This is a genomic window from Streptomyces sp. NPDC126510 (assembly GCF_040302345.1).
In the GTDB taxonomy this organism is placed as follows: Bacteria; Actinomycetota; Actinomycetes; order Streptomycetales; family Streptomycetaceae; genus Streptomyces.
Genome location: NZ_JBEORR010000013.1, coordinates 136,014 through 158,627, shown reverse-complemented (window position 1 = coordinate 158,627; position 22,614 = coordinate 136,014). Strand labels below are relative to the sequence as shown.

Annotated in this window: 23 protein-coding genes and 1 tRNA gene; 13 read left to right on the top strand and 11 right to left on the bottom strand. The window is 71.2% G+C overall.

The genetic code is table 11. The annotated features are described in order from the left end of the window. Window positions 1–59: 59 nt before the first annotated feature. From thrB to ABTX60_RS20505, 6 genes are all read right to left on the bottom strand, one after another. The gene (gene thrB, locus ABTX60_RS20530; protein WP_352098428.1) at window positions 60–989 is read right to left on the bottom strand and encodes a homoserine kinase; all 930 of its coding nucleotides are present in this window, start codon (window positions 987–989) and stop codon (window positions 60–62) included. Between the two features lie 340 nt (window positions 990–1,329). Further along, window positions 1,330–2,388, bottom strand: coding sequence for a threonine synthase (gene thrC, locus ABTX60_RS20525; protein ID WP_053670600.1), 1,059 nt, complete (start codon window positions 2,386–2,388; stop codon window positions 1,330–1,332). Between the two features lie 6 nt (window positions 2,389–2,394). Continuing rightward, window positions 2,395–3,687 carry a homoserine dehydrogenase gene (locus tag ABTX60_RS20520; protein WP_352098427.1) on the bottom strand — a complete coding sequence of 431 codons (1,293 nt, stop codon included), beginning with the start codon at window positions 3,685–3,687 and terminating at the stop codon, window positions 2,395–2,397. A 154-nt stretch (window positions 3,688–3,841) separates the two neighbouring features. Next, window positions 3,842–5,233, bottom strand: coding sequence for a diaminopimelate decarboxylase (lysA, locus tag ABTX60_RS20515; protein WP_352098426.1), 1,392 nt, complete (start codon window positions 5,231–5,233; stop codon window positions 3,842–3,844). 16 nt (window positions 5,234–5,249) lie between these two features. Further along, on the bottom strand, window positions 5,250–6,296 hold the full coding sequence (gene nrtL / locus ABTX60_RS20510; protein WP_352098425.1) for an ArgS-related anticodon-binding protein NrtL: 1,047 nt from the start codon (window positions 6,294–6,296) through the stop codon (window positions 5,250–5,252). 323 nt (window positions 6,297–6,619) lie between these two features. Further along, on the bottom strand, window positions 6,620–7,156 hold the full coding sequence (locus tag ABTX60_RS20505) for a response regulator (RefSeq protein WP_352098424.1): 537 nt from the start codon (window positions 7,154–7,156) through the stop codon (window positions 6,620–6,622). A gap of 115 nt (window positions 7,157–7,271) precedes the next feature. Between ABTX60_RS20505 and ABTX60_RS20500 the strand changes: the two genes are divergently transcribed. The 3 genes from ABTX60_RS20500 to ABTX60_RS20490 all read left to right on the top strand — a co-directional run bounded on the left by ABTX60_RS20500 (window position 7,272) and on the right by ABTX60_RS20490 (window position 8,666). Then, window positions 7,272–7,343 (top strand) — tRNA-Arg (locus ABTX60_RS20500). Window positions 7,344–7,571: 228 nt separating this feature from the next. Further along, window positions 7,572–8,237, top strand: a complete 666-nt coding sequence (locus ABTX60_RS20495) for a hypothetical protein (RefSeq protein ID WP_352098423.1) — start codon at window positions 7,572–7,574, stop codon at window positions 8,235–8,237. A gap of 135 nt (window positions 8,238–8,372) precedes the next feature. Continuing rightward, the gene (locus ABTX60_RS20490; RefSeq protein ID WP_352098422.1) at window positions 8,373–8,666 is read left to right on the top strand and encodes a DUF6881 domain-containing protein; all 294 of its coding nucleotides are present in this window, start codon (window positions 8,373–8,375) and stop codon (window positions 8,664–8,666) included. Between the two features lie 27 nt (window positions 8,667–8,693). Here ABTX60_RS20490 and ABTX60_RS20485 read toward each other — a convergent pair whose 3' ends face one another. Beyond that, window positions 8,694–9,137 (bottom strand): DUF7144 family membrane protein, encoded by a 444-nt coding sequence (locus ABTX60_RS20485; protein WP_352098421.1) that lies wholly within the window; start codon window positions 9,135–9,137, stop codon window positions 8,694–8,696. Between the two features lie 4 nt (window positions 9,138–9,141). Then, window positions 9,142–9,597, bottom strand: a complete 456-nt coding sequence (locus ABTX60_RS20480; protein WP_352098420.1) for an SHOCT domain-containing protein — start codon at window positions 9,595–9,597, stop codon at window positions 9,142–9,144. Window positions 9,598–9,813: 216 nt separating this feature from the next. Between ABTX60_RS20480 and ABTX60_RS20475 the strand changes: the two genes are divergently transcribed. Next, window positions 9,814–10,287, top strand: coding sequence for an Asp23/Gls24 family envelope stress response protein (locus ABTX60_RS20475; RefSeq protein WP_352098419.1), 474 nt, complete (start codon window positions 9,814–9,816; stop codon window positions 10,285–10,287). 108 nt (window positions 10,288–10,395) lie between these two features. Here ABTX60_RS20475 and ABTX60_RS20470 read toward each other — a convergent pair whose 3' ends face one another. After that, window positions 10,396–11,253 carry an MBL fold metallo-hydrolase gene (locus ABTX60_RS20470; protein WP_352098418.1) on the bottom strand — a complete coding sequence of 286 codons (858 nt, stop codon included), beginning with the start codon at window positions 11,251–11,253 and terminating at the stop codon, window positions 10,396–10,398. A 113-nt stretch (window positions 11,254–11,366) separates the two neighbouring features. Continuing rightward, window positions 11,367–12,398, bottom strand: a complete 1,032-nt coding sequence (gene ku, locus ABTX60_RS20465) for a non-homologous end joining protein Ku (RefSeq protein WP_502992357.1) — start codon at window positions 12,396–12,398, stop codon at window positions 11,367–11,369. A gap of 63 nt (window positions 12,399–12,461) precedes the next feature. On the opposite strand from ku, the gene ligD reads away from it, so the two are divergent. After that, window positions 12,462–13,343 carry a non-homologous end-joining DNA ligase gene (gene ligD, locus ABTX60_RS20460; protein WP_352098417.1) on the top strand — a complete coding sequence of 294 codons (882 nt, stop codon included), beginning with the start codon at window positions 12,462–12,464 and terminating at the stop codon, window positions 13,341–13,343. A gap of 317 nt (window positions 13,344–13,660) precedes the next feature. Here ligD and ABTX60_RS20455 read toward each other — a convergent pair whose 3' ends face one another. Beyond that, window positions 13,661–14,464 (bottom strand): nuclease-related domain-containing protein, encoded by an 804-nt coding sequence (locus tag ABTX60_RS20455; protein ID WP_352098416.1) that lies wholly within the window; start codon window positions 14,462–14,464, stop codon window positions 13,661–13,663. 119 nt (window positions 14,465–14,583) lie between these two features. Here ABTX60_RS20455 and ABTX60_RS20450 point away from each other — a divergent pair, with 119 nt between their 5' ends. The 8 genes from ABTX60_RS20450 to ABTX60_RS20415 all read left to right on the top strand — a co-directional run bounded on the left by ABTX60_RS20450 (window position 14,584) and on the right by ABTX60_RS20415 (window position 22,464). Further along, complete coding sequence (locus ABTX60_RS20450; RefSeq protein ID WP_352098415.1) at window positions 14,584–15,087, top strand: protein-tyrosine phosphatase family protein; 504 nt, start codon at window positions 14,584–14,586, stop codon at window positions 15,085–15,087. Window positions 15,088–15,247: 160 nt separating this feature from the next. Beyond that, complete coding sequence (locus ABTX60_RS20445) at window positions 15,248–16,105, top strand: hypothetical protein (protein ID WP_352098414.1); 858 nt, start codon at window positions 15,248–15,250, stop codon at window positions 16,103–16,105. Continuing rightward, window positions 16,102–17,349, top strand: coding sequence for an ATP-binding protein (locus ABTX60_RS20440; protein WP_352098413.1), 1,248 nt, complete (start codon window positions 16,102–16,104; stop codon window positions 17,347–17,349). The genes ABTX60_RS20445 and ABTX60_RS20440 overlap by 4 nt, the downstream gene beginning before the upstream one ends. A 117-nt stretch (window positions 17,350–17,466) precedes the next feature. After that, on the top strand, window positions 17,467–17,949 hold the full coding sequence (locus tag ABTX60_RS20435; protein ID WP_352098412.1) for an SH3 domain-containing protein: 483 nt from the start codon (window positions 17,467–17,469) through the stop codon (window positions 17,947–17,949). A 79-nt stretch (window positions 17,950–18,028) separates the two neighbouring features. Continuing rightward, entirely contained in the window at window positions 18,029–19,393 is a 1,365-nt protein-coding gene (locus tag ABTX60_RS20430; RefSeq protein WP_352098411.1) for an FtsW/RodA/SpoVE family cell cycle protein, read from the top strand. Then, on the top strand, window positions 19,390–20,850 hold the full coding sequence (locus tag ABTX60_RS20425) for a penicillin-binding transpeptidase domain-containing protein (RefSeq protein ID WP_352098410.1): 1,461 nt from the start codon (window positions 19,390–19,392) through the stop codon (window positions 20,848–20,850). Before ABTX60_RS20430 ends, ABTX60_RS20425 begins: the two co-directional genes overlap by 4 nt. A 63-nt stretch (window positions 20,851–20,913) precedes the next feature. Beyond that, complete coding sequence (locus tag ABTX60_RS20420; RefSeq protein ID WP_352098409.1) at window positions 20,914–21,423, top strand: DUF3291 domain-containing protein; 510 nt, start codon at window positions 20,914–20,916, stop codon at window positions 21,421–21,423. A 102-nt stretch (window positions 21,424–21,525) separates the two neighbouring features. Continuing rightward, window positions 21,526–22,464, top strand: coding sequence for an AurF N-oxygenase family protein (locus tag ABTX60_RS20415; protein WP_352098408.1), 939 nt, complete (start codon window positions 21,526–21,528; stop codon window positions 22,462–22,464). The last annotated feature ends 150 nt before the right edge of the window (window positions 22,465–22,614 follow it).

Genomic DNA, 22,614 nt, shown 5'->3' with positions numbered 1-22,614 from the left:
TTAACACTACCGGATCCAACAAACATTCCCCCTCCCGAAATCCGGTAACCGAGCGCTTTTCAGATGTCACCGGAGGTCGCGAGCGGCAGCACGCTCGCGCCCCGCTGATCGAGACGCAGCCGGTTCGCGGCCCACTCAGCGCCCGCCAGGGCCTCGACCTTGTCGGCGGTCTCCGCGTCGGCCAGCGCCATGACCGTGGGTCCGGCGCCGGAGATGACCGCGGGGATGCCGTCCCCCCGCAGCCGCTCCACCAGTGCCGCGCTCTCGGGCATGGCGGGGGCGCGGTACTCCTGGTGCAGGCGGTCCTCGGTGGCCGGCAGCAGCAGTTCGGGGCGGCGCGTCAGGGCCTCGACGAGCAGGGCCGCCCGGCCCGCGTTGGCGGCGGCGTCGACATGCGGAACGGTGCGCGGGAGCAGGCCGCGCGCCGTCTCCGTGAGTACCGGCTTTCCGGGGACGAAAACCACCGGAACGATGGAATCGGCGGGATCCATCCTGATCGCGCGCGCCGCCCCGCCCTCCATCCAGGACAGGGTGAAGCCGCCCAGCAGGCACGCCGCGACGTTGTCGGGGTGGCCCTCGATCTCGGTGGCGAGCTCCAGCAGCGCGGTGTCGTCGAGCTTGGCGTCCGCCCCTATGGTCACGGCGCGGGCGGCGACGATGCCCGCGCAGATGGCGGCCGAGGAGGAGCCGAGACCCCGGCCGTGCGGAATGCGGTTGGCGCAGACGATCTCCAGACCGCGCGGCTGTCCGCCGAGCAGGTCGAAGGCGGTGCGCAGGGAACGGACGAGCAGGTGCTTCTCGTCGCGCGGGAGCGTCTCGCTTCCCTCACCCGCGATGTCGATGTGCAGCCCGGAGTCGGCCACCCGGACGACCACGTCGTCGTACAAGCCCAGCGCGAGGCCGAGGGCGTCGAAGCCCGGGCCGAGGTTTGCGCTGGTGGCGGGGACGCGCACCCGGACGGCGGCGGCGCGGAACGCTGGACCGGCCATCGCTCGATGACTCTCCTTGAGCTGCGGTGATTGTCGAATGACGTTCAGTGGACATTCGATGGCGTACGAGAACCCCGGAGGCCGCTGCCGGCCGGGATGGCCGGCCGCTGCCCGGCCGCGGAGACGGCGCGGCACCGTGCCTATGCGGAGGCATATGCGGCGGGCGGGTTCAGTACAGCCTATCGAAGGAAGGTTCTGTGGCGACATAGGGCGCACAGGAGGCGCACGATGCGTGTCGTAAGCCCCCTATGCACCCCCCGTAGGGAACTCCCCCGGGTAAGCGCCGTCTTGCGCCGGACCGTGTCGGGCGGTGCACCGGCGCTCGGCGCGACGCCGCAGGTCAGGCCAGACCGAGGCGCTCCGCCGCGGCCGCCGAGTCGACGGGTACGGTGACCGGCTGCGGGGCCCCGGCGACGGCCCAGTCGGGGTCCTTCAGCCCGTTGCCGGTGACGGTGCACACGATCCGCTGCCCCGGGTCGACCTTGCCCTGCTCGGCGGCCTTCAGCAGACCGGCGACGGACGCGGCGGACGCCGGCTCGACGAAGACGCCCTCCTGCGACGCCAACAGCCGGTAGGCGCGCAGGATCTCACGGTCCGTCACCTCGTCGATGAAGCCGCCCGACTCGTCCCGCGCGGCAAGCGCGTACTGCCAGGAGGCCGGGTTGCCGATGCGGATGGCCGTGGCGATGGTCGAGGGGTCCTTGACGACCTCGCCGCGCACGATCGGGGCGCTGCCGGAGGCCTGGAAACCCCACATCCGCGGGGTCCGGGTCGCCACCTTGTCCGCGGCGTACTCCGTGTAGCCCTTCCAATAGGCCGTGATGTTGCCCGCGTTGCCGACCGGCAGGACGTGGATGTCGGGCGCGTCGCCGAGCATGTCCACGATCTCGAAGGCGGCGGTCTTCTGACCCTCGATACGGACCGGGTTGACCGAATTGACCAGCGCCACGGGGTAGTTGTCGCTCAGCCCGCGCGCGAGCGTGAGGCAGTCGTCGAAGTTGCCGTCGACTTGGAGGATCTTCGCGCCGTGCACGAGGGCCTGGCCCATCTTGCCGAGCGCGATCTTGCCCGTCGGCACGAGCACCGCGCACACCATCCCGGCCCGCACGGCGTAGGCGGCGGCGGAGGCCGACGTGTTGCCGGTGGAGGCGCAGATGACGGCCTTCGCGCCCTCCTCCTTGGCCCGGGTGATGGCCATGGTCATGCCGCGGTCCTTGAAGGACCCGGTCGGGTTCGCGCCCTCGACCTTGAGGTGGACCTCGCAGCCCGTGCGCTCGGAGAGCACCTGCGCGGGCACGAGGGGCGTACCGCCCTCACGGAGCGTCACGACCGGCGTGCTGTCGGATACCGGCAGCCTGTCCCGGTACTCCTCGATGATTCCGCGCCACTGGTGGGTCATTGCTGGTTACTCTCCTTCAACCCGCATGATGCTGGCGACACCACGCACGGTGTCGAGCTTGCGCAACGCCTCGACGGTCCCGCTGAGGGCGGCGTCGGACGCACGGTGCGTGACGACGACGAGGGAGGCCTCGCCGTCCTTCCCCGACTGGCGAACCGTATCGATCGAGACTCCGTGCTCGGCGAAGACGGTCGCGACCTGGGCGAGAACACCCGGTTTGTCAGCAACGTCGAGGCTGATGTGGTACCGCGTGACGACGTCGCCCATCGGGGACACCGGCAGCGCGGCATAGGCGGACTCGCCCGGTCCGGTCGCGCCGCCGATCCGGTTGCGGCAGACGGCGACGAGGTCGCCGAGCACGGCGGAGGCGGTGGGGGAACCGCCCGCTCCGGGACCGTAGAACATGAGCTGCCCGGCGGCGTCGGACTCGACGAACACCGCGTTGTAGGCGCCGCGGACGGAGGCCAGCGGGTGGCTCAGCGGGATCATGGCCGGGTGCACGCGTGCGGTGACGGACGCCCCGTCGCCGGCCCGCTCGCAGATGGCGAGGAGCTTGATGGTGCAGCCCATCTGCTTCGCGGAGGCGAAGTCGGCCGCCGTCACCTCGGTCATGCCCTCGCGGTAGACGTCGTCGAGACGTACGCGGGTGTGGAAGGCGATGCCGGCGAGGATCGCGGCCTTGGCGGCGGCGTCGAAGCCCTCGACGTCGGCGGTCGGGTCGGCCTCCGCGTACCCCAGGGCGGTGGCCTCGTCGAGGGCCTCCTGATACCCGGCGCCGGAGGAGTCCATCTTGTCGAGGATGAAGTTGGTGGTCCCGTTGACGATGCCCATCACCCGGTTGATCTTGTCGCCGGCGAGGGACTCGCGCAGCGGCCGGATCAGCGGGATGGCACCGGCGACGGCGGCCTCGTAGTAGAGGTCCCGGCCGTGCTGCTCGGCGGCGGCGTGCAGGGCGGCCCCGTCCTGGGCGAGCAGCGCCTTGTTGGCGGAGACGACGGAGGCGCCGTGCTCGAAGGCGGTGGTGATGAGGGTCCGGGCGGGCTCGATGCCGCCGATGACCTCGACCACGACGTCGATGTCGCCGCGTTTGACCAGGGCGGTGGCGTCGGTGGTGACGAGCTCGGGGGCGATGCCCTCGCGCACCCGGTCGGGCCGGCGTACGGCCACGCCCGCGAGTTCCACCGGGGCCCCGATACGGGCCGTGAGGTCGTCGGCGTGCGTCGTCATGATGCGCGCCACCTCTGAGCCGACCACTCCACAGCCCAGCAGCGCCACCTTCAGCGGACGCGTACGCATCATCCGACCTCGTTTCCTCTTTACCGTCTACGGTGGAACCAGTCTCACTCACCGGACGGGAGTTTCTGCCCCCGGTCCGGATCGTGAGATGTCTATTTCATTTTCGCGGGGGCGGAAGACAGGAGATCTTCCGCCGCCGGTTTTTCGGTCTCTCTCCTCAGCCCACGTCCAGACGCAGCAGGTCCTCCTCCGTCTCGCGGCGGACGATCACCCGGGCCTCACCGGCGTCGACGGCGACGACCGGCGGGCGCAGCACGTGGTTGTAGTTGCTGGCCATGGAACGGCAGTACGCGCCGGTGGCCGGCACGGCGAGGAGGTCACCCGGTGCCACGTCGGACGGCAGGAACGCGTCCTTGACCACGATGTCCCCGCTCTCGCAGTGCTTGCCGACGACGCGGGCGAGCATCGGCGCGGCGTCGGAGGTGCGGGAGACCAGCGCGACGCTGTACTCGGCGTCGTACAGCGCCGTGCGGATGTTGTCCGACATGCCGCCGTCGACGGAGACGTAGGTCCGCAGCCCGTCGAGGGGCTTGATGGTGCCGACCTCGTAGAGCGTGAAGGCGGTCGGGCCGACGATGGCGCGCCCCGGCTCGACGGAGATCCGCGGCGTGCGCAGCTTCGCGGCCTCGCACTCCCGGGTGACGATCTCGGTGAGCGCCTTGGCGATCTCGTGCGGCTCGCGGGGGTCGTCGTCGCTGGTGTACGCGATACCGAGGCCGCCACCGAGGTCGATCTCCGGCAGCTCGACACCGTGCTCGTCGCGGACGGACTTCAGCAGCCCGACCACCCGGTGGGCGGCCACCTCGAACCCGGACATGTCGAAGATCTGCGACCCGATGTGGCTGTGGATGCCGACCAGCTCAAGACCGTCGAGCTGCAGGGCCCGGCGTACGGCCTCGGCGGCCTGCCCGCCGGCCAGCGGGATGCCGAACTTCTGGTCCTCGTGAGCCGTGGCGATGAACTCGTGGGTGTGAGCCTCGACGCCGACGGTGATGCGGATGAGGACCTTCTGCCGCTTCCCGAGGCTCTGCGCGATGTGGGCGACGCGGACGATCTCCTGGAAGGAGTCGAGGACGATGTGCCCGACGCCGGCCTCGATCGCACGGGTGATCTCGTCGACCGACTTGTTGTTGCCGTGGAAGGCGATGCGCTCTGCGGGCATCCCGGCGGACAGGGCGGTGGCCAGCTCGCCGCCGGAGCAGACGTCGACGTTCAGCCCCTCCTCGTGAAGCCAGCGCACCACGGCACGGGAGAGGAACGCCTTGCCGGCGTAGAAGACGTCGGCTTCGGCCCCGAACGCGGTGCGCCAGGCACGCGCGCGGGCCCGGAAGTCGGCCTCGTCCAGGACGTAGGCGGGGGTGCCGAACTCCTCGGCGAGCCGGGTGACGGGGATACCGCCGACGGCCACGACCCCGTCTTGATCACGCGTCACGGTCTGGGCCCACACCTTGGGGTCCAGCGCGTTGAGGTCGGCGGGCGGGGCGGAGTAATGCCCCTCGGGGAGGACATCTGCGTGACGGGGCCCGGCGGGGTGTGCGGAACGGCTCATGATCTGTTCGTGTCTCTCAGAGATGGTCGGGTGCGTCGATGCCGAGCAGGGACAGGCCGCCGGCCAGCACCGTCCCGGCGGCTTCGGCGAGCGCGAGCCGGGCACGGTGGGCGGCCGAGGGTTTCTCCTCACCGAGGGGCAGCACGGCGGGGAGCAGGGGCATCGCGGCATCGGCGACGGCGATGAGGTGCCGGGCCAGGCGGTCGGGGGTGTACTGCGTGGCGGTGGCGGCGAGGACGCGGGGGTGGTCGCCGAGTAGGGCGGTCAGCGCTTCCGCTGCGCTCACGGGACCCGGCTCGGGGTGGAAACCGAGGTCGGCGGCGTTGCGCAGGAGGGCCCGGGTGCGGGCGTGGGCGTACCGGACGCGGAAGAGGGAGTTGCTCTCACGCTGGACGAGGTGATCACCGGGGATCTTGGGCCGGTCGTGGGCGGCGGGGTGCAGCAGGGCCCAGCGGGCGGCGTCCCGGCCGAGGGGCAGGGGGTCGAGGGGGGCGGGAACGGGTTGGACGGTGACGGACCGATCGGGGATGACACGTGGCCCCCCGGTGGTGATGTCCGCCCCGAGGACCGACTTCCACTCCGGGGCGGGCCGCCCGGTGCACGAGACACGGACGATGTCCCCCTGGCTGCGCGCCAGCCGGGCGACGACGTCCGTGACCACGACGGCACGCACCTCCGCCCGGCAGTAGATCTTGAGGGCGATCCCGCTGAACCCGTTCGTCGTGTGCCCGTAGCGCCGCCCGCGCCGCAGGATCTCGTCGACCAGGTCGGCGGAGGCGGTGCTGTGCAGACTGACGTTGAGGAAGCCTGGCCCGGTGACCACGACGTCGGCGAACCGCTGCTCGTCGAGGAGCCGCGCCCGCAGCACCTCGGCCACGTCACGCGGCGGCCGCCCTGCCGCGCGGGCCAGCTGGAGGGCGATGTTGGTGGCGTAGTCCCCACGGCCCCCGGGCCCCGGCGGAGCGACCACGGCCCGCTCCGGCACGGTCACGCTGAGCTCACCCTCGTCGACGGCACGGCGCACGGCATGCAGCACGGTGCGGGAGAGCTCGGCGGGGGTCACGGCACAAGCGTATGGGAGGGAGGGGGTGGGTATGCGAGCCGGTTTTGCTTAGGTCCGGGATGTGGACGGTGGCGTGTGTGCGGGAGGGGACGCTGGTGTGTGTGCGGAGGGGACGCTGGTGTGTGTGCGGAGGGGACGCTGGTGTGTGCGGGAGTGGCACTGGCGTGTGTTCCGGAGTGGACACTGCCCGGCGAGGCCTGCGCCGGCGACCGCTGCGCGGCGCTTGGGGCTTGCACCGCTGGCCGCTGCGCTGCGTTCAGGACCTGCGTCGGTGGACGCTGCGCTGCGTTCAGGACTGCAGAAACGGCGACGGTGCCGCCCGCCTACGGTACGGCGGGAAGATCCACTTCCTTCCCCTGTTCCCTCACCGATTGCTTCGCTGGGGCACCACCGCCGTCGGCGTCGGGGCCACCGCCGTGCTGTCGGCCCCCGCCCCGGGCTCGCTCCATCAACTGGCGGACCATGAGGACCAGTTCGGCGGGCTCGAAGGGCTTGGCGAGGAAGGCGTCGACGCCCACTTCGAGTCCGGCCTCGATCTCGTGGTGGCCGCAGGCGCTGACGATGGCGAGGGGCGTGTCCCGGGTCCGCGGGTCGGCCCGGAGGCGAGCGGCGGTCCGCAGCCCGTCCAGCCGGGGCATGACGACGTCGAGGGTGACGACGTCGGGCCGCACCTGATGCACGACATCGAGACACTCGGCACCATCGGCCGCGGTCACGACCTCCAGCCCCTCAAGCTCGAGGTTGACCCTGATCAACTGCCGGATGACCTTGTTGTCGTCCACAACAAGCACCCGACCCGACGCGCCTGGCACAACTCGAGAGTAGGTCGGCCCCGGCCATCGCGTCCGGGTTTTCCCCACTTCCACCCCGCACGAGCGACCCGCACCCCCCGCCCCGACAGCGGAAACCCGTTCATGACCACCCCGAGGGAGCTGGTAGTGTTCTACCCGTCGCCGCGAGCAACGCGACGAACACGCCCCCGTAGCTCAGGGGATAGAGCAACGGCCTCCGGAGCCGTGTGCGCAGGTTCGAATCCTGCCGGGGGCACCTTGCATGAGGTGCCCAAAGACCCCGCCATCAGCGCTTTCGCTGGGACGGGGTCTTCGCGTATGTGCGGGCGTGTGCGGCCCGGAGCGGCCGTCGGGGGCTGTGGACGAGGCCTGGGCGGGATCTTGAAGGGTTCATCCGAGGTGAGTCGCCATGTCCGCAGCGTTCGGGCGAAGGGGCCCGTCGGCAGGAACGTGAACTGTCAGATGCATGCGCTTGGATGAGTGGGTGACCGTTCATGACGTTGCTCGACACCTGCCTGGGACAACAGTCCTTCGTGAGCACTGCCGCTCCATAGCCCTCCTCGAGGCAGTCCTGAGCCCTGAGAGGGAGAGCCGCCGCCACTCCTTCGACGACCACTGGTCCGAGACGGAGTCAACGGCCTCGATGCGCAGCGGATCAGGCGACGAATACTCGATCGTTTTCTCACCTGCCGGCGTCTACATGCGGGGATTCGATCACGAGTCGCCCATGAGCCCCTACGCAGAGGACGGGCCATGGCCCGGAGTGCTGGACGAGGTTCCTGAGGTCTTCCGGCCGTACGTCGAGGAGCCGGCGTTCTCCGACGAGGACAGGATGCCTCTCGTCACCGTCTGTGTGTGGCAAGAGGCGGGCGACGACGGCTGGAAAGCGGGAACGATCGATTTTCCCGAATCGGCAACGGAGGACCCGGACGGTGCCGAATACCTTTTCCAACTGTTGGTGGATCGCTCTCCGGAAGCGTTTCAGCGATGGGCCGAGGACTACTACGAGGTCCCGGTTGACCTGGACGCGGTGCGTCACGTCTTCTCCTCCAGCCCGTTGACCGAAGCAGTCGTCCGCGCGTTGAACCCGGAAATCGGCTTCGCGGATCTCGCAGAGGACATTGCCGAGATCGGCTATGCGACCAGCTGACGCAGGCACAGAGACCCGACAGGGCCCCGGCGTTGAATAACATCGACGGCGCCGAGTGCCGATGGTCGTACGGCCGATTCGCGAGCGGCGACGCCGCGGCGGTCGGCGGAGCGCGAGGAGCCGAGGGCTGATCACATGGAGTACTGGAAGGTGGACTGGCTGCACGACTTCCAGTCCGAGCCGATCAGGTTTTACAGCGAGATCGGCGAAGACGGTTATGAGGTGCGGAAAGTGCAGAGGTACAGGGACGGACGCAGATTGAAGGCCGACGCACTCCATGAATCCGGTGAGATCGGTTTGAGTGAGATCCCGGTCGGATCCATCGAAGATGTGTCCAGCCAGCCAGAATTCTCAGCCTTCGTCATCGGCCGGGATGAATTCGAAGCGGAATGGCGGAGCGCTAGCTGGTCCGTCGGGCGTGCTGTGTAAGCCAGAGCTTTGCTCGGATCCGCTGCTTCACACCCCCGCCGAACTCTCGACCGAGACCCCAGCGTCGTCCTTCCTCATCACGCACAACGCCCAGACGATGAACCCCGACACCGCGATCATCACGATCGACCCGACCGGGTAATACGGCAGGGAGAGGAAGTTGGCGATGATGACCAGGGCGGCGATGCACACACCGGCCACGCGGGCCCAGGTCGCCGCCACGAACAGGCCGAAGCTGACGACGAAGGCGAGCACGCCCAGGGCCAGATGGATCCAGCCCCAGGCGGTCAGGTCGAACGCGAAGACGTAGTTCCGGGTCGTGACGAAGATGTCGTCGTCGGCGATCTCCGCGATGCCTCGCACGATGTCGATGACGCCAGCCAGTATGAGCATGATGGCCGCGAACACGGTCACGCCGGTGGCCCATTCCCGCAGGGACGGGCCGGAGCCTCCCAAGTGCGTGGCGGTCATGCCACTACCGGTGGCCCGAGTCGCCGGGTGAGACGTGGCCACCCGCCAGGACCAGTTGCTTCGCCCTGCGGAACTCCTCGTCCGTGATGTCGCCGCGGGCGCGGATCTCGGACAGCCTGGCGAGCTCGTCGACACTGCCGGACCGGGTCTCGCCGCCCTTCGCGGTCTCCCGCACGTAGCTCTCGAACGCCTCCTGCTGGGCGCGTGCCTGGGCGACTTCGCGGCGGCCCATGTTCTTGCCGCGGGCGATGACGTAGATGAACACCCCGAGGAACGGCAGGACGCAGACGAACACCAGCCAGCCTGCCTTGGCCCAGCCGCTCGTGGAGTCGTCGCGGAAGATGTCGACGACGATCCGGAAGAGCAGGACGAACCACATGATCCACAGGAAGACCCAGAACACCGTCCAGAAGGCGCTCAGCAGCGGAAAGTCGTAGGCCAGGTACGTCTGTGCGGTCATGTCCGTCCTCCATCCCGGGTGCGGCCGGCACGGGTGGCCCCGGCCGGTGACGCATGCCGCTCTCAGCGTGCCCACGGCAAGACGGGGCGGGCTTCACCCGGGGAGGGTGAGGTTCGGATGAGTCCGGTTTCCCACTTTCGCCCCATACGCACCATTGTTCTACGGTGGAGGAGAACGACGCTGCTCATCCCCTCACCGATCATCGAGGTGACGGTCATGACGGAGACCACTCAGCGCAGTACCACAGCGGGCAGGCAGGACGGGGCGACGACGCAGGGCGGCAGGGGGGCTCCCGGCACCCGCGGGAGCACCGCCATCGCGGACACGGTCGTCGCGAAGATCGCGGGCATGGCGGCCCGGGAGATCCCCGAGGTGCACAACCTCGGCGGAGGCATGACCAGGGCCTTCGGGGCCGTACGTCAGCGGGTGCCGGGCGGGGGCAGCGGCGTCACCCAGGGGGTGAAGGTGGAGGTGGGCGAGCGCCAGGCCGCCGTCGATCTCGACGTGGTCGTCGAATACGGCGCCGCCATCGCCGACACCGCCGCGGACATACGGACCAACGTCGTCAACGCGGTGGAGCGGATGACCGGCCTGGAGGTCGTGGAGGTCAACATCGCCGTCGGCGACGTCCATCTGCCGGACGAGGAGGAGGACGAGTCCGAGCAGCAGGGGGGCAGGCGAGTGGCCTGACCCACCGGATCCGCGTCCGTGGATGTCCGGCCCCCGGACCGCGTCCGCAGATACCCGGACCCACCCCCGGACCCGCCTCAGTAGATATCCGGGACCTCCCGGACCGCCTCAGTAGATCTCCGGAACCGCCCGCGGACCGCACGGCACGCGGGCGTGCTCCCCGTGACCACAGTGGACGATACGGTCGCCGAGGCCGATGGCGTCGGCCTCGGCGACGAACGCGGACAGCGGCGAGCGCATCACCGTGTAGTCCCCGTAGTGCACGGGGAGCACGAGCCGGGGGTCGAGGCGACGGGCGAGTTCGGCGCCCTGGGCGCCGTCCATCGTGACCACGAAGCCGCCGGGCAGGCGGGTGCCGCCCAGGTGCAGGACGGCGAGGTCGGCGGCCGGGAAGCGGTCGGCGATCTCCTGCAGGCCGTCGTACACGAGCGTGTCGCCCGAGATGTAGAGCCGCATGCGGGCGGGTCCCCCGGCGGGGCCGAACTCCAGCATGCTTCCCATCACCGGCGGCAGCAGCCTGCGCAGCAGCGCGTGGCCGGCGTGCCGGCCGGGCAGGGCGGTGACCGTGACCTGGACGCCGTCGCGCTGGAGGGTGAGCGCCTTCCAGGTGCGCAGCCCGGCCGTGCGGTGGAATCCGTGCACGGCCCTGAGGCGGCGCGCTGCGTGCGGTGTGGTCAGGATCGGCACGGTGTGGTCCAGGTGCCGGCGGGCCCGGCGGTCCCAGTGGTCGCCGTGCAGATGCGACAGCACGACCGCGTCGAGGCGGGGCAGTTCGTGCACGTCGAGAGCCGGTTCCGTCAGGCGGCGGCTCAGCAGGCCGTAGCCGAGGTAGGCGTACTGCCCCCGGTGCAGGAAGTTCGGGTCGGTGAGCAGGGTCAGCGGGCCGTACGTCAGCAGCACCGTCGCGTTGCCGACGAAGTGGATGTCGAGCGCGTCGGCGGTGTGGTGATTCGTTGACTGCGACATGCTTCCTCCGGTCCCTCCCCCCATCCGGTCTCCCAGTCCATGTCCCCCAGTCCGGTCTCCCCCCGACGTGGGGTACCCAGGAAGAAGCCGGCCGGTACCGGGCGCGTGGGGCGTCAGGCCGTGCGCTTGCGGGACGCCGACTTCTTCGCCGTCGTCTTCTTGGCGGTGCTCTTCGACGCCGTCTTCTTCGTCGTCCCCTGCCCCTGCCCCTGGCCCGACTTGGCCGTCGACTTCTTCGCCGCCGTGGTCTTCTTGGCCGTCGTCTTCTTCGCGGTGGACGTCGACTTCTTGCCGCCGGTCTGCTTGGGGGCCGCCCGGGCCGTCTTGCGCTGCGGGAGCGACTTCACCTCGGCGTGCTCCGCCTCCTCGCCGCGGGACTCTCGGGCCGCGCGGACGCTGCTCTCCAGGGCCGCCATGAGGTCGAGGACCTTGCCGCCCGTGGCCGGTTCCGGGGCCTGGGGCGGGGCCTCGCCGGCGGCCTTCGCGGCGATGACCTCCTCCACGGCCTCCCGGTACTCGTCGTGCAAATCCTCCAGGTCGACCTCGCCCAGGGTGTCCATCAGCGCGTCCGCCAGGTCCAGTTCCTGGTCACGGACGGTGACGTGGGAGTCGGGGGCCAGGCCCTCGGGGGCGCGGACCTCGTCCGGCCACAGCAGGCCGTGCATGGCGATGGCCTCGCCGACGACCCTGAGCATGCCCAGACGCTCCCGTCCCCGCAGGGCGAACTTCGCGATGGCCACCTTGTTGCTGCGCTTCAGCGCCTCGCGCAGCAGGGTGTACGGCTTCGCCGCCGGGGCGCCGCCGGCCTGGAGGTAGTACGCGGCGTCCATCTGGAGCGGGTCGATCCGGTCGGCCGGGACGAAGGCGACGATCTCGATCGTCTTGGCCGTCGGGATCGGCAGGCTCGACAGGTCCTCGTCGGTGATCGGGATGATCGTGCCGTCCGCGTCCTCATAACCCTTGCCGATCTCCCCCTGGGTGACCTCGCGGTCCTCCAGTTCGCAGAATTTGCGGTACCGGATGCGGCCGCCGTCCTCGGTGTGGATCTGGCGGAAGGAGATCGAGTGGCTCTCGGTGGCGTTCACCAGCTTGATCGGAATGCTGACCAGGCCGAACGAGATGGCGCCGTTCCAGATGGATCTCACGTGCAGCACCCTTCCGGTCACGCTCGGGAGTGTTCGTCACGGTTTGCGTGGGATTCTTATCGTATGGCGCCTATCACGCAGGTGGAGGGGCGACGGCTCGCTCTCAGCAATCTGGAGAAGGTGCTGTATCCCGCCACGGGCTTCACCAAGGGCGAGGTGCTGCACTACTACGCGACCGTCGCCGAGGTCCTGCTGCCCCATCTGCGGGACAGGGCGGTGTCCTTCCTGCGGTATCCGGACGGGCCGGACGGGCAGGTGTTCTTCACGAAGAACGTGCCGCCTGGTACGCCCGAGTGGGTCACCACCGCCGAGGTCCCCCGGGTCGAGGGGCCTTCGCGGATGGTGCTGGTGCAGGATCTGCCGAGCCTGATGTGGTCGGCGAACCTCGTGACCGAGTTCCACACCCATCAGTGGCTCGTCGACACGCCCGACGAGGCGGACCGGATCGTGTTCGACCTCGATCCGGGGGCGCCGGCGAGCATCGTCCAGTGCTGCAAGGTCGCGCTGTGGCTGCGGGAACGGCTCGCGCGGGACGGCTTCGAGGCCTACGCCAAGACCTCCGGCTCCAAGGGGCTGCATCTGCTCGCCGCCGTGCGCGGGGCGTCTTCCGAGCGGGTCTCGGAGTACGCCAAGGCGCTCGCCGTCGAGGCCGAGAAGGCCATGCCGCGGCTCGCGCTCCACCGGATGACCAGGAGCCTGCGCCCGGGGAAGGTCTTCGTCGACTGGAGCCAGAACGCCGCCCGCAAGACCACGGCCGCCCCCTACACCCTCCGGGCCCGCCCGGAACCGACCGTCTCGGCGCCGGTGACCTGGGAGGAGATCGGGGAGTGCCGCACGCCGGGCCGGCTGGACTTCCGCGCGGTGGACATCGCCCCGAGGGTCCAGGACTACGGCGACCTACTGGCTCCCCTGCTGGACGCGGACGAGGCCGGGACCCTGCCGTAGCGGCACAGCGGTATAGCGGCACAGCGGGCGGCTCACGCCGCCGAGCGTGCCCCGACCCAGCCCTGCCGACCCGCCCGCGCCCCCGACCCGCCCGCGCCCTCGACCCTCACTCGTCCGGCCGCGCCCCGCGCGAACACCCCTGCCGCCCGAACCCCCGGCCGACCCGCCTACGCCCCCGGCCCTCACTCGTCCCGCCGCGCCCCGCGCGAACACCCCTGCCTCCCGGCCCCCGGCCGGCCCGCCAGCGCCTCCGCTCCCACCCCCTACCGGCCCGGCCGACACGCGAACACCCTCGCCCCGCCCTCGCGCCGGTCCCCTCACACCCGCGCCCACGTGTTCCGGTCGCGGGCCACGGCGTGCAGGGCCTCCACGTCCGCCGGTTTCAGGACGCCGCCCCGTCGCGACAGGCCTTCCACCTCCGCCGCCGCCAGGACGCTGACCTCGCGGGGGGCGGCCGGGATCGACAGCGCCGCCGGGTCCACCAGGACGAGTACCGGGCGGACCTCCGCCGTCAGGGCGTAGGAGGCGCGGTCGGCGTCGGTGCGCAGGCGGTGGAGGAGGGGGTGGGGGTCGCGGCGGCCCAGGGTGATCACGGGATCGGCGATCCGGACGCGCTGCCTGCGCGCGTGGAGGGTGTGGACGGCGTAGAGGCCGCCGGGGCCGATCAGCAGGTGGTGGATGCGGTCGCCGCCGGGGAGCGGCACGGAGTGCAGGGTGTGCCAGCCCGCCCCGTCGAGGCGGTCCAGCGCGTCGCCGACCGTTTGCTCGGCCGCCAGGGCCCTGCGGCGCGGGTCGGGGCGCAGCCGGTGCGTGGGGCCGGGGTCGCGGTCGAGGGCGACGACGAGGGCTTCGCCGGGGCGGTTGGGGGCCAGGTCGTCGTCGGGGTGCAGGGTGAGCCGGGCCAGCTCGGCGGGGGTCGGCACCGGCGGCGGCCCCACCGTCACGGGGCCGGTGATGAAGGGCCCGAGGGCTCTCAGGACGTCGTCCTCGCGGTCCTCGCCGAGCAGGTTCACCCGGGCGGCCTCACGGTCGTACCAGGCGATGTTCCTGCCGTCCGGGAGGCAGACGTAGAGCTGCTCCCGGCCGTGCCGCCAGGTCGGTATGACGCGCAGTCCGTTCATGCACCATCACCCCAGTCCATGGGAACAGGCGGGGTGCTGCGGGGGCAAGAACCCGGCTACCTTGGGAAGGAGTTGAGCCTGCCCGCGGACCCTCGGGCGGTCATGGTCGGGAGGCGCCGTTGCGTACCCGCAGTAAACCCGACGTGCCCGCTCCGGAGAGTGCGTGGAACGAGGTCGTCCCCGGGCTCTGGATGGGCGGTCACGAGTACACGGGGACCTTGGGGCACCTGGAGTTCGCCGTCGTACGGGACGAGTTCGATCTCGTGCAGACACTGCTGCGGCTGCCGGGGCACGGGCCCGATCCGGGCGTCCGGCACCATGTGTGGCCCATACCCGACGGGCCACTGGACGGGACGCAGCTCGCCGGGGTGATCCGGCTGGCTGAGGCCGCGTGCGAGGCGATGGACGAGGGCCGCAGGGTCCTGGTCCGCTGCTACCACGGGTACAACCGCTCCGGGCTCGTCGTCGCGCACGCTCTGATGCGCCAGGGCAGGTCCGCGGAGGCCGCGATCCGGCTGATCCGGGCCCGCCGCTCGCCCTGGGCGCTGCACAACGACCTGTTCGTCGAGTACCTGCGGGCCGGGCTTGCCACGGCCCGGATGCTGGAGGAGCTCGCCGAGTAGCACGACGCCCGTAGGGCTGCGCGCACCCGGCCACCCTCCCGCGCAAATGGGACTTCCCCGCGAATAAGGTGTACGCGACACACGGTCACCCGTGCCGTCCGTCCACCAACCGTCCACCGCGTGTCCGCCGTGTGCTCACCCACGAACCGCCAGGAGTGCAGTGCCTCTCAGCCGCCCCGGGCAGGCAGCCCGCCGTCTCGCCGCCGTCGCCCTGCTGCTGGCCGCCGCCGTGGGCTGTGGGGACGCCGGCGGTCTCGAGGGCGCGGGGTCGACGCCCACGGCACAGGGGCCTGCCCGCCTCTGGCCGGAGCTCACTCCGGCGTCCAGCCCGGCGTTCGAGATCGGCGAGGTGAACACCGAGGTGGTCAAAGGCGTGAGGGTGCCCGGCGACGACATCCGCCGGGTGCATCCGGTCGGGATCGTCCGGGCCGAGATCGCCGGGAATCCGGGCGATTACGACGGTGCCAGGGCGCCCTACCGCGACACCGGGCGAGCGATGGCCGACTGCGCCAAGGGCCGGGGACACGGGAAGTGCCCGGTGCTCCGGCCGTACTACCGGGATCTCACCGGTGACGGGCGCGACGACCTGACGCTGGGTTTCCCGCTGCTGCCCGGCAAGACGACCGCGGTCCGCGTCTACACCGTGGAGAAGCACCGGCTGGTGCAGGTGATGGCGTGGGAGGACGCCCTGAGCGGTGTCGAGCTGGCCGGGCGTTCCCTGGTGATCCGCTCACCGTCGGAGGTCGCGGGCTACGAATACCGGCTGCAGTGGACCTGGGACCGGGACCAGCGGGCCATGCTCCTCACCCACGACGAGATGCTGCGCACCGGCCCGCACCAGCGCTCCCGGCACCCGTCGGACCCCCGCAGGGGCTCTCCGTCGGACTCCCGCGCGGGCTCCCCGTCGGACTCCCGCTCCGGTCCCCCGTCGGCCTCGCCGTCCGCGTTCCCGTCGGCCTCGCCGTCCGCTTCCCTTCCCGACTCGGCCTCCGGCTCCCTCTCGGTGAGCGGCGGATGAGGCCGGTACTCCCCCCGTGGTCAGGGACGCTCGCCGCGAAGTCTGCCGCCTTCATCACGGTCATGTGCTGCGCGCTCGCGGCCCTGCTCGGCGTCCTGGTGCACGTGCAGGTGACGAACCAGACCGTCGGCCAGGCCCGTGACCAGGCGTTGCAGCGGCTGGCGCAGGCGACGCAGCGGTACGAGGCGGGAGACACGCTGCGGCGGGGCGCCGGGGTGGATCCGCCGGAGCTGCCCGGGGAACTGCGGGAGCTCGCGGTGGCCGGGGATCGCGGCACGATGGTCGGCGACCGGGAGGGACGCCCCACGATGTGGGCGGCGGGTCCCGTCGACGGCGAGCGGGCGCTGGCCGTGGCGGTCGACTACTCGCAGCAGGCCCGCACGATCGAGGGTCTGGACCGGGCGATCGTGTGGTCGTCGGCCCTGGCCATCGGAGCGACGCTGCTGGTCGGGGCGTTCGCGGTGACGCGGGTGACGCGGCGGCTGCACACCACGGCTCGGGTCGCCCGGCGGATCAGCGCGGGCGACCTGGACGCGCGCGTGAACGACCCTCGCACCGGCGCGCGCCGGCAGGCCAGTGCGCAGGACGAGGTGGCCGCCGTCGCCGCCGCCCTGGACTCCATGGCGGCGTCGCTGCAGGGGAAGCTGCAGGCCGAGCAGCGGTTCACGGCGGATGTCGCCCATGAGCTGCGCACGCCGCTGACCGGGCTGCACGCGGCGGCGGAACTGCTGCCGCCGGGCCGTCCGACGGAGCTGGTGCGCGACCGGGTGGCGGCGCTGCGCACCCTCACCGAGGACCTGCTGGAGATCTCCCGGCTGGACACGGGCCGGGAGCGGGTGGAGCTGGACACCGAGCAGCTGGGGCCGCTGGCCGAGCGGGCGGTGCGGGCGGCGGGGGACGGCACGGAGGTCAGGGTCGTACGGGACCTGTCCGTGGAGACGGACCGGCGGCGGCTGGAGCGGGTGCTGGGCAATCTCGTGGCGAACGCGCACAAGCACGGGCGGGGGCCTGTGGTGCTGACCGTGGACGGGCCGGTGGTGACCGTTCGCGACCACGGGGACGGGTTTCCGGAGTACCTGGTCGCGCACGGCCCGCAGCGGTTCCGCACGGAGGGCGGTACGCGGGGACACGGTCTGGGGCTGACCATCGCGCGCGGGCAGGCCGAGGTGCTGGGGGCGCGGCTGGAGTTCGCGAACGCGCCGGAGGGCGGGGCGGTGGCCACCCTGAGACTCGCGGCGGAGTGAGCATCGGGTGCGTGCCGCCCTCCTATGGCCCAGCGTGAGGGGCGGCGCCCCGGGGGCGCTCCTAATGTGTCGATTAGTCAGCTTCGGCACCCTCGCCCCCACATGGAGGTATTCCCCATGTCTCTGCGCTTCCGCCTCTGCATAGCAGCCGCCGCCGGTCTTCTCGCGGCCGCGGCCGCCATCACGCCCGCCGCCGCCGACGACTGGGACCCGAGCGGTGGCAACGGCAACAGCAACGGCCGGCACGACACCGGCGGCGGGGACGGCGGCAACGACCCGAACGGCTGGAGCGGCAACGGCCGGCAGGACCCGAACGGCGGGAACGGGCACCACGACCCGAACGGCGGCAACGGGCACCACGACCAGGGCCGTTACCGGGGCGTCGTCACGGCGGGCACGCTGGCGCTGCGCAGCGCCCCGAACCGCGGTTCACAGATCATCCGGTTCGCCCATCGGGGCGACATCGTCAAGATCTTCTGCAAGACGGGCGGTGAGACCGTGCGGGGCAACCCGCTGTGGTACCTGCTGACGGACGGCACCTGGGCCTGGGGCGCGGCCCGGTACATCGACAACATCGGCCCCGCGCCACGCTGGTGCTGACACCACTGACACCCCTGGCGCCACGGACACCCGGTCACACAAAAGCTCGCAAGACGCATGATTTGGGTAAGTTCCGGATATGAGCAAGGCCGGAATCACCGTGGCGACGGCGGACCCGCCCACACCCGCCGTCCGCCGCCTCCCCCGGCGCCGGGGCATCGAACTCGCCCTCATCGTGCTGGCCGTCCTGCTGTCGGTGTACGGATACTGCGCCGTGGGCCTCGCCCGGCACGGAACGCTGCCGCCCGGTGCCGCCGGCTACGGAGCCGGCCTCGGCGTCCTGGCGCTGCTGGCCCATCTGACGGTACGTCTGCGGGCCCCGTACGCCGACCCCCTGCTCCTCCCGATCGCGGTGCTGCTGAACGGGCTGGGCCTGGTGCTGATCTACCGGCTCGACCTGGAGACCCCGGGCGACCGGGCGGCACCGGCCCAACTGGTGTGGTCGACGCTGGGCGTGGCGCTGTTCATCCTGGTCGGCCTGCTGCTGCGCGACCACCGGGTGCTCCAGCGCTACACCTACGTCTGCGTGGTCGCGGCCCTGATCCTGCTCACGCTGCCGATCCTGTTCCCGGCGGTGAACGGGGCCCGTATCTGGATCCGGATCGCCGGGTTCTCCATCCAGCCGGGCGAGTTCGCGAAGGTGCTGCTGGCGGTGTTCTTCGCCGCGTACCTGGCGGCGAACCGCAACGCGCTGGCCTACACCGGCCGCCGCGTCTGGAAGCTCCAGCTCCCCACGGGCCGCGTGCTCGGTCCGATCGTCGCCGTCTGGCTGGTGAGCGTGGGCGTGCTGATCCTGGAACGCGACCTCGGCACCTCGCTGCTGTTCTTCGGCCTGTTCGTGGTGCTCCTCTACGTGGCCACCGGCCGCACCGGCTGGATCGCGGTCGGCCTGCTGCTGGCCGCGCTGGGTGCGGTCGCCGTGGGCCGGCTGGAACCGCACGTGCACAGCAGGATCGACACCTGGCTGCACCCCTTCGCCTCCATCGAGGCCGGCGAGGGCGCCAACCAGCTCGCGCAGTCGCTGTTCGCCTTCGCGGAGGGCGGCATGCTCGGCACGGGCCTCGGACTCGGGCACTCCTTCCTCATCGGCTTCGCCGTGAAGTCGGACTTCATCCTGGCCACCGCGGGCGAAGAGCTCGGCCTGACCGGCCTGTGTGCCGTCTTCCTCCTCTACGGCCTGCTGGTGGAGCGCGGCTTTCGCGCGGGCCTCGCGCAGCGCGAGCCCTTCGGCCGCCTGCTCGCGGTCGGCCTCGCCTCCCTGGTGGCGCTCCAGGTGTTCGTGATCGCGGGCGGCGTGACCGGGCTGATCCCGCTGACCGGCATGGCGATGCCGTTCCTGGCGCAGGGCGGCTCGTCGGTGGTCACCAACTGGGCGATCGTGGCGCTGCTGGTCCGGGTGAGCGACTCGGCCCGGCGCGATTACGACGGGCAGGACACCCGGTGACCCGGAACATCCGGCACGCCGGCTACTTCTGCGCGCTGCTGCTGGTGGCGCTGCTGGTGAACGCCGCCCGCGTCCAGGTCGTCCAGGCACCGTCGTACGACCGCAACCCGGCCAACCGGCGCCCCGACATCGCCCGCTACGAGCAGCCCCGCGGGGACATCTGGGTCGGCGGGCGCCCCGTCACAGGTTCCCGGGACACCCGCGAGCACCTCCGCTACGAACGGACCTACACGGACGGCCCGATGTACGCCCCGGTCACCGGCTTCGCCTCCCAGCTGTACGGGACGACGCTGCTGGAGAGCACGGAGGACGGCGTGCTCTCCGGCGCGGATCCCATGCTCGCGCCGTTCCCGCTGTGGAACGACTTCACGCGGGCGCGCAACGCGGGCGGGGACGTCGTCACGACGCTCCACCCGGCCGCCCAGGAGGCCGCGTACCGGGGGCTCTCGGGCCGCAAGGGCGCGGTGGCCGCGCTGGAGCCGGCGACCGGCCGGATCCTGGCCCTGGTGTCCGCCCCGTCCTACGATCCCCAGCCGCTGTCCGGCAACGGCTCGGCGGCGGCCCGGGCCTGGCGGCGGCTCACCGCTGACAAGGACAAGCCGATGCTCAACCGGGCGGTGCGGCAGACCTATCCGCCGGGCTCGACGTTCAAGGTCCTCACCGCGGCCGCCGCGCTGGACACCGGTGTGGTCACGGACCTCGACGCGCCGACCGACTCCCCCGCCCCCTACCGGCTGCCCGGGACGCGCACGCGCCTGACGAACGCGTCGAAGGGCTGCGCGGACGCCTCTCTCCGGGAGGCCTTCACCTTCTCCTGCAACACGGTGTTCGCCAAGCTCGGGGTGGAGGTGGGCCTGCCGGACATGACCGCCACGGCGCACGCCTTCGGCTTCAACAACGGGGAGCTGAGGATCCCCTTCCCGGTGGCCCGGTCAACGTTCGACACCACCCTGGACATGGCCCAGCTGGCCCTGTCGTCGATCGGCCAGTACAACACCCGCGCCACACCGCTGCAGATGGCGATGGTCGCGGCGGCCGTCGCGAACGGCGGCCAGGTGCGGGACCCCTACCTGGTGGAGCGCACGACCCGGCCGGGCGGCAGCACCCTCGCGACGGCCGGATCGCGGCCGGTCCGCCAGGCGATGTACCCGTCCACCGCCGGCCGTTTGCGGGCGATGATGCGGGACGTGGTCGAGTACGGCGGCGGACGCAAAGCCGCCATCCGCGGCGCCCAGGTCGGCGGCAAGACCGGCACCGCCCAGCACGGCCTCGGCAACTCCGGCGTCCCGTACGCCTGGTTCATCTCCTGGGCACAGGGAGAGGGCGACCTGGTGCCGAGGGTGGCGGTCGCCGTCGTCGTGGAGGACGCGGAGGCGAAGCGCGGGGACATCAGCGGGGGCGGCGACGCGGCGCCGATCGCGCGGGCGGTGATGGAGGCGGTACTCAAGTCGCCCTGACGGCTGCCCGGTTGATGAGACGGGGCTACCGGGGCCGGGAGACCCCGACCTACCGTTCGGTCCATGACCGAACCCGTCGCGTACGAACTCGCCCAGGTCAACCTCGGCCGCCTCAAGGCGCCTCTGGACTCCCCGCAGTTGAAGGACTTCGTCGACGGTCTCGACCCGGTGAACGCGGACGCGGACGACGCCGACGGTTTCGTCTGGCGCCTGCAGGGCGAGGCCGGCGACGACGCCACGGACGTGCCCGTCTTCGGTGACTCCTGTCTGATCATCAACATGTCGGTGTGGCGCGACACCGACGCCCTGACGGCATACATGCACCAGGGCAGGCACCGGGAGATGCTCGCACGCCGCCGTGAGTGGTTCGAGCGTGTACAGGAGGCCATGGTCGCCCTCTGGTGGGTCCCGTCGGGTCACCGCCCCACGGTCGCCGAGGCGGAGGCGCGCGTGCTGCACCTGCGCGCGCACGGCCCGACGCCGTACGCCTTCACCCTGCGGACGCAATTCCCGCCCCGGTGGGCGGAGCCGCTGATCGGCGAGGTGCCGGAGGGGCTCGGCTGCGCGCTCTAGGTAGACACCCGGTCAACAAGTGGCGCGCAGGGGATTGACGAGCTTGCTGACAGGCAGTCTCATAAGTGCATCAGTGACGTGTGCACAACGAGGTGGGCAGCCATGACGACCCTGACGGAAGCCGACGCGCTCGACGGCGTGCGCGACGCCCTCGGCCTGCTGAAGGACCGGGAGCAGGTGGCCCAGCGGCTGCTCGGCTCCTCCGCCAAGCACTCCTTCGACCCGGACAAGGAACTGGACTGGGACGCGCCCTTCGAGGAGGGCAAGTGGTTCTGGCCGCCGGAGCTGGTCTCGCTCTACGACACCCCGCTGTGGAAGCGGATGGGCGAGGAGCAGCGGATCCTGCTCTCCCAGCACGAGGCGGCGGCCCTGGCCTCCCTGGGCATCTGGTTCGAGATCATCCTGATGCAGCTGCTGGTCCGGCACATCTACGACAAGGCGGCGACGAGCGCGCACGTCCGCTACGCACTCACCGAGATCGAGGACGAGTGCCGGCATTCCAAGATGTTCGCCCGGCTGATCGCCCAGGGCGACACGCCCTGGTACCCGGTCAGCCGCGCCCACCAGCAGCTGGGCCGCCTGTTCAAGACCATCTCCACCACCCCCGGCTCCTTCACGGCCACCCTGCTGGGCGAGGAGGTCCTCGACTGGATGCAGCGTCTGACGTTCCCCGACGAGCGCGTCCAGACCCTGGTCCGGGGCGTCACCCGCATCCACGTCGTGGAGGAGGCCCGCCACGTCCGCTACGCCCGCGAGGAACTCCGCCGCCAGATGGTGACGGCCCCCAAGTGGTCCCAGGAGTTCACCCGCATCACCTCCGGCGAGTTCGCCCGCGTCTTCTCGGTGGCCTTCGTGAACCCCGACGTCTACACGAACGTGGGCCTGGACAAGCGGGAGGCCCTCGCCCAGGTCCGCGCGAGCGGCCACCGCCGCGAGGTCATGCAGAACGGCTCCAAGCGCCTGACCGACTTCCTCGACGACATCGGCGTACTGCGCGGGGTCGGCCGACGCCTGTGGAAGTCGTCGGGGCTACTGGCATAGGAGACGCGACAACGGCCCGGCCACGACGCTCCCGCAGCCGCGTACGGCGAGAAGGGGCCGTGTCGGGGGGGTCCGCCCGCAGCAGTTGGCGCGTCAACGAACAGTCAGTCGGCGTGCAAGCCCATCGCGACGTTCCGAGGACGGACACCC

Coding starts and splice junctions, on each gene's coding strand:
- thrB (WP_352098428.1), bottom strand. CDS start 989: ATGGCCGGTCCAGCGTTCCGCGCCGCCGCCGTCCGGGTGCGCGTCCCC.
- thrC (WP_053670600.1), bottom strand. CDS start 2,388: ATGACCCACCAGTGGCGCGGAATCATCGAGGAGTACCGGGACAGGCTG.
- ABTX60_RS20520 (WP_352098427.1), bottom strand. CDS start 3,687: ATGATGCGTACGCGTCCGCTGAAGGTGGCGCTGCTGGGCTGTGGAGTG.
- lysA (WP_352098426.1), bottom strand. CDS start 5,233: ATGAGCCGTTCCGCACACCCCGCCGGGCCCCGTCACGCAGATGTCCTC.
- ABTX60_RS20490 (WP_352098422.1), top strand. CDS start 8,373: ATGGAGTACTGGAAGGTGGACTGGCTGCACGACTTCCAGTCCGAGCCG.
- ABTX60_RS20485 (WP_352098421.1), bottom strand. CDS start 9,137: ATGACCGCCACGCACTTGGGAGGCTCCGGCCCGTCCCTGCGGGAATGG.
- ABTX60_RS20480 (WP_352098420.1), bottom strand. CDS start 9,597: ATGACCGCACAGACGTACCTGGCCTACGACTTTCCGCTGCTGAGCGCC.
- ABTX60_RS20475 (WP_352098419.1), top strand. CDS start 9,814: ATGACGGAGACCACTCAGCGCAGTACCACAGCGGGCAGGCAGGACGGG.
- ABTX60_RS20470 (WP_352098418.1), bottom strand. CDS start 11,253: ATGTCGCAGTCAACGAATCACCACACCGCCGACGCGCTCGACATCCAC.
- ligD (WP_352098417.1), top strand. CDS start 12,462: ATGGCGCCTATCACGCAGGTGGAGGGGCGACGGCTCGCTCTCAGCAAT.
- ABTX60_RS20455 (WP_352098416.1), bottom strand. CDS start 14,464: ATGAACGGACTGCGCGTCATACCGACCTGGCGGCACGGCCGGGAGCAG.
- ABTX60_RS20440 (WP_352098413.1), top strand. CDS start 16,102: ATGAGGCCGGTACTCCCCCCGTGGTCAGGGACGCTCGCCGCGAAGTCT.
- ABTX60_RS20435 (WP_352098412.1), top strand. CDS start 17,467: ATGTCTCTGCGCTTCCGCCTCTGCATAGCAGCCGCCGCCGGTCTTCTC.
- ABTX60_RS20430 (WP_352098411.1), top strand. CDS start 18,029: ATGAGCAAGGCCGGAATCACCGTGGCGACGGCGGACCCGCCCACACCC.
- ABTX60_RS20420 (WP_352098409.1), top strand. CDS start 20,914: ATGACCGAACCCGTCGCGTACGAACTCGCCCAGGTCAACCTCGGCCGC.
- ABTX60_RS20415 (WP_352098408.1), top strand. CDS start 21,526: ATGACGACCCTGACGGAAGCCGACGCGCTCGACGGCGTGCGCGACGCC.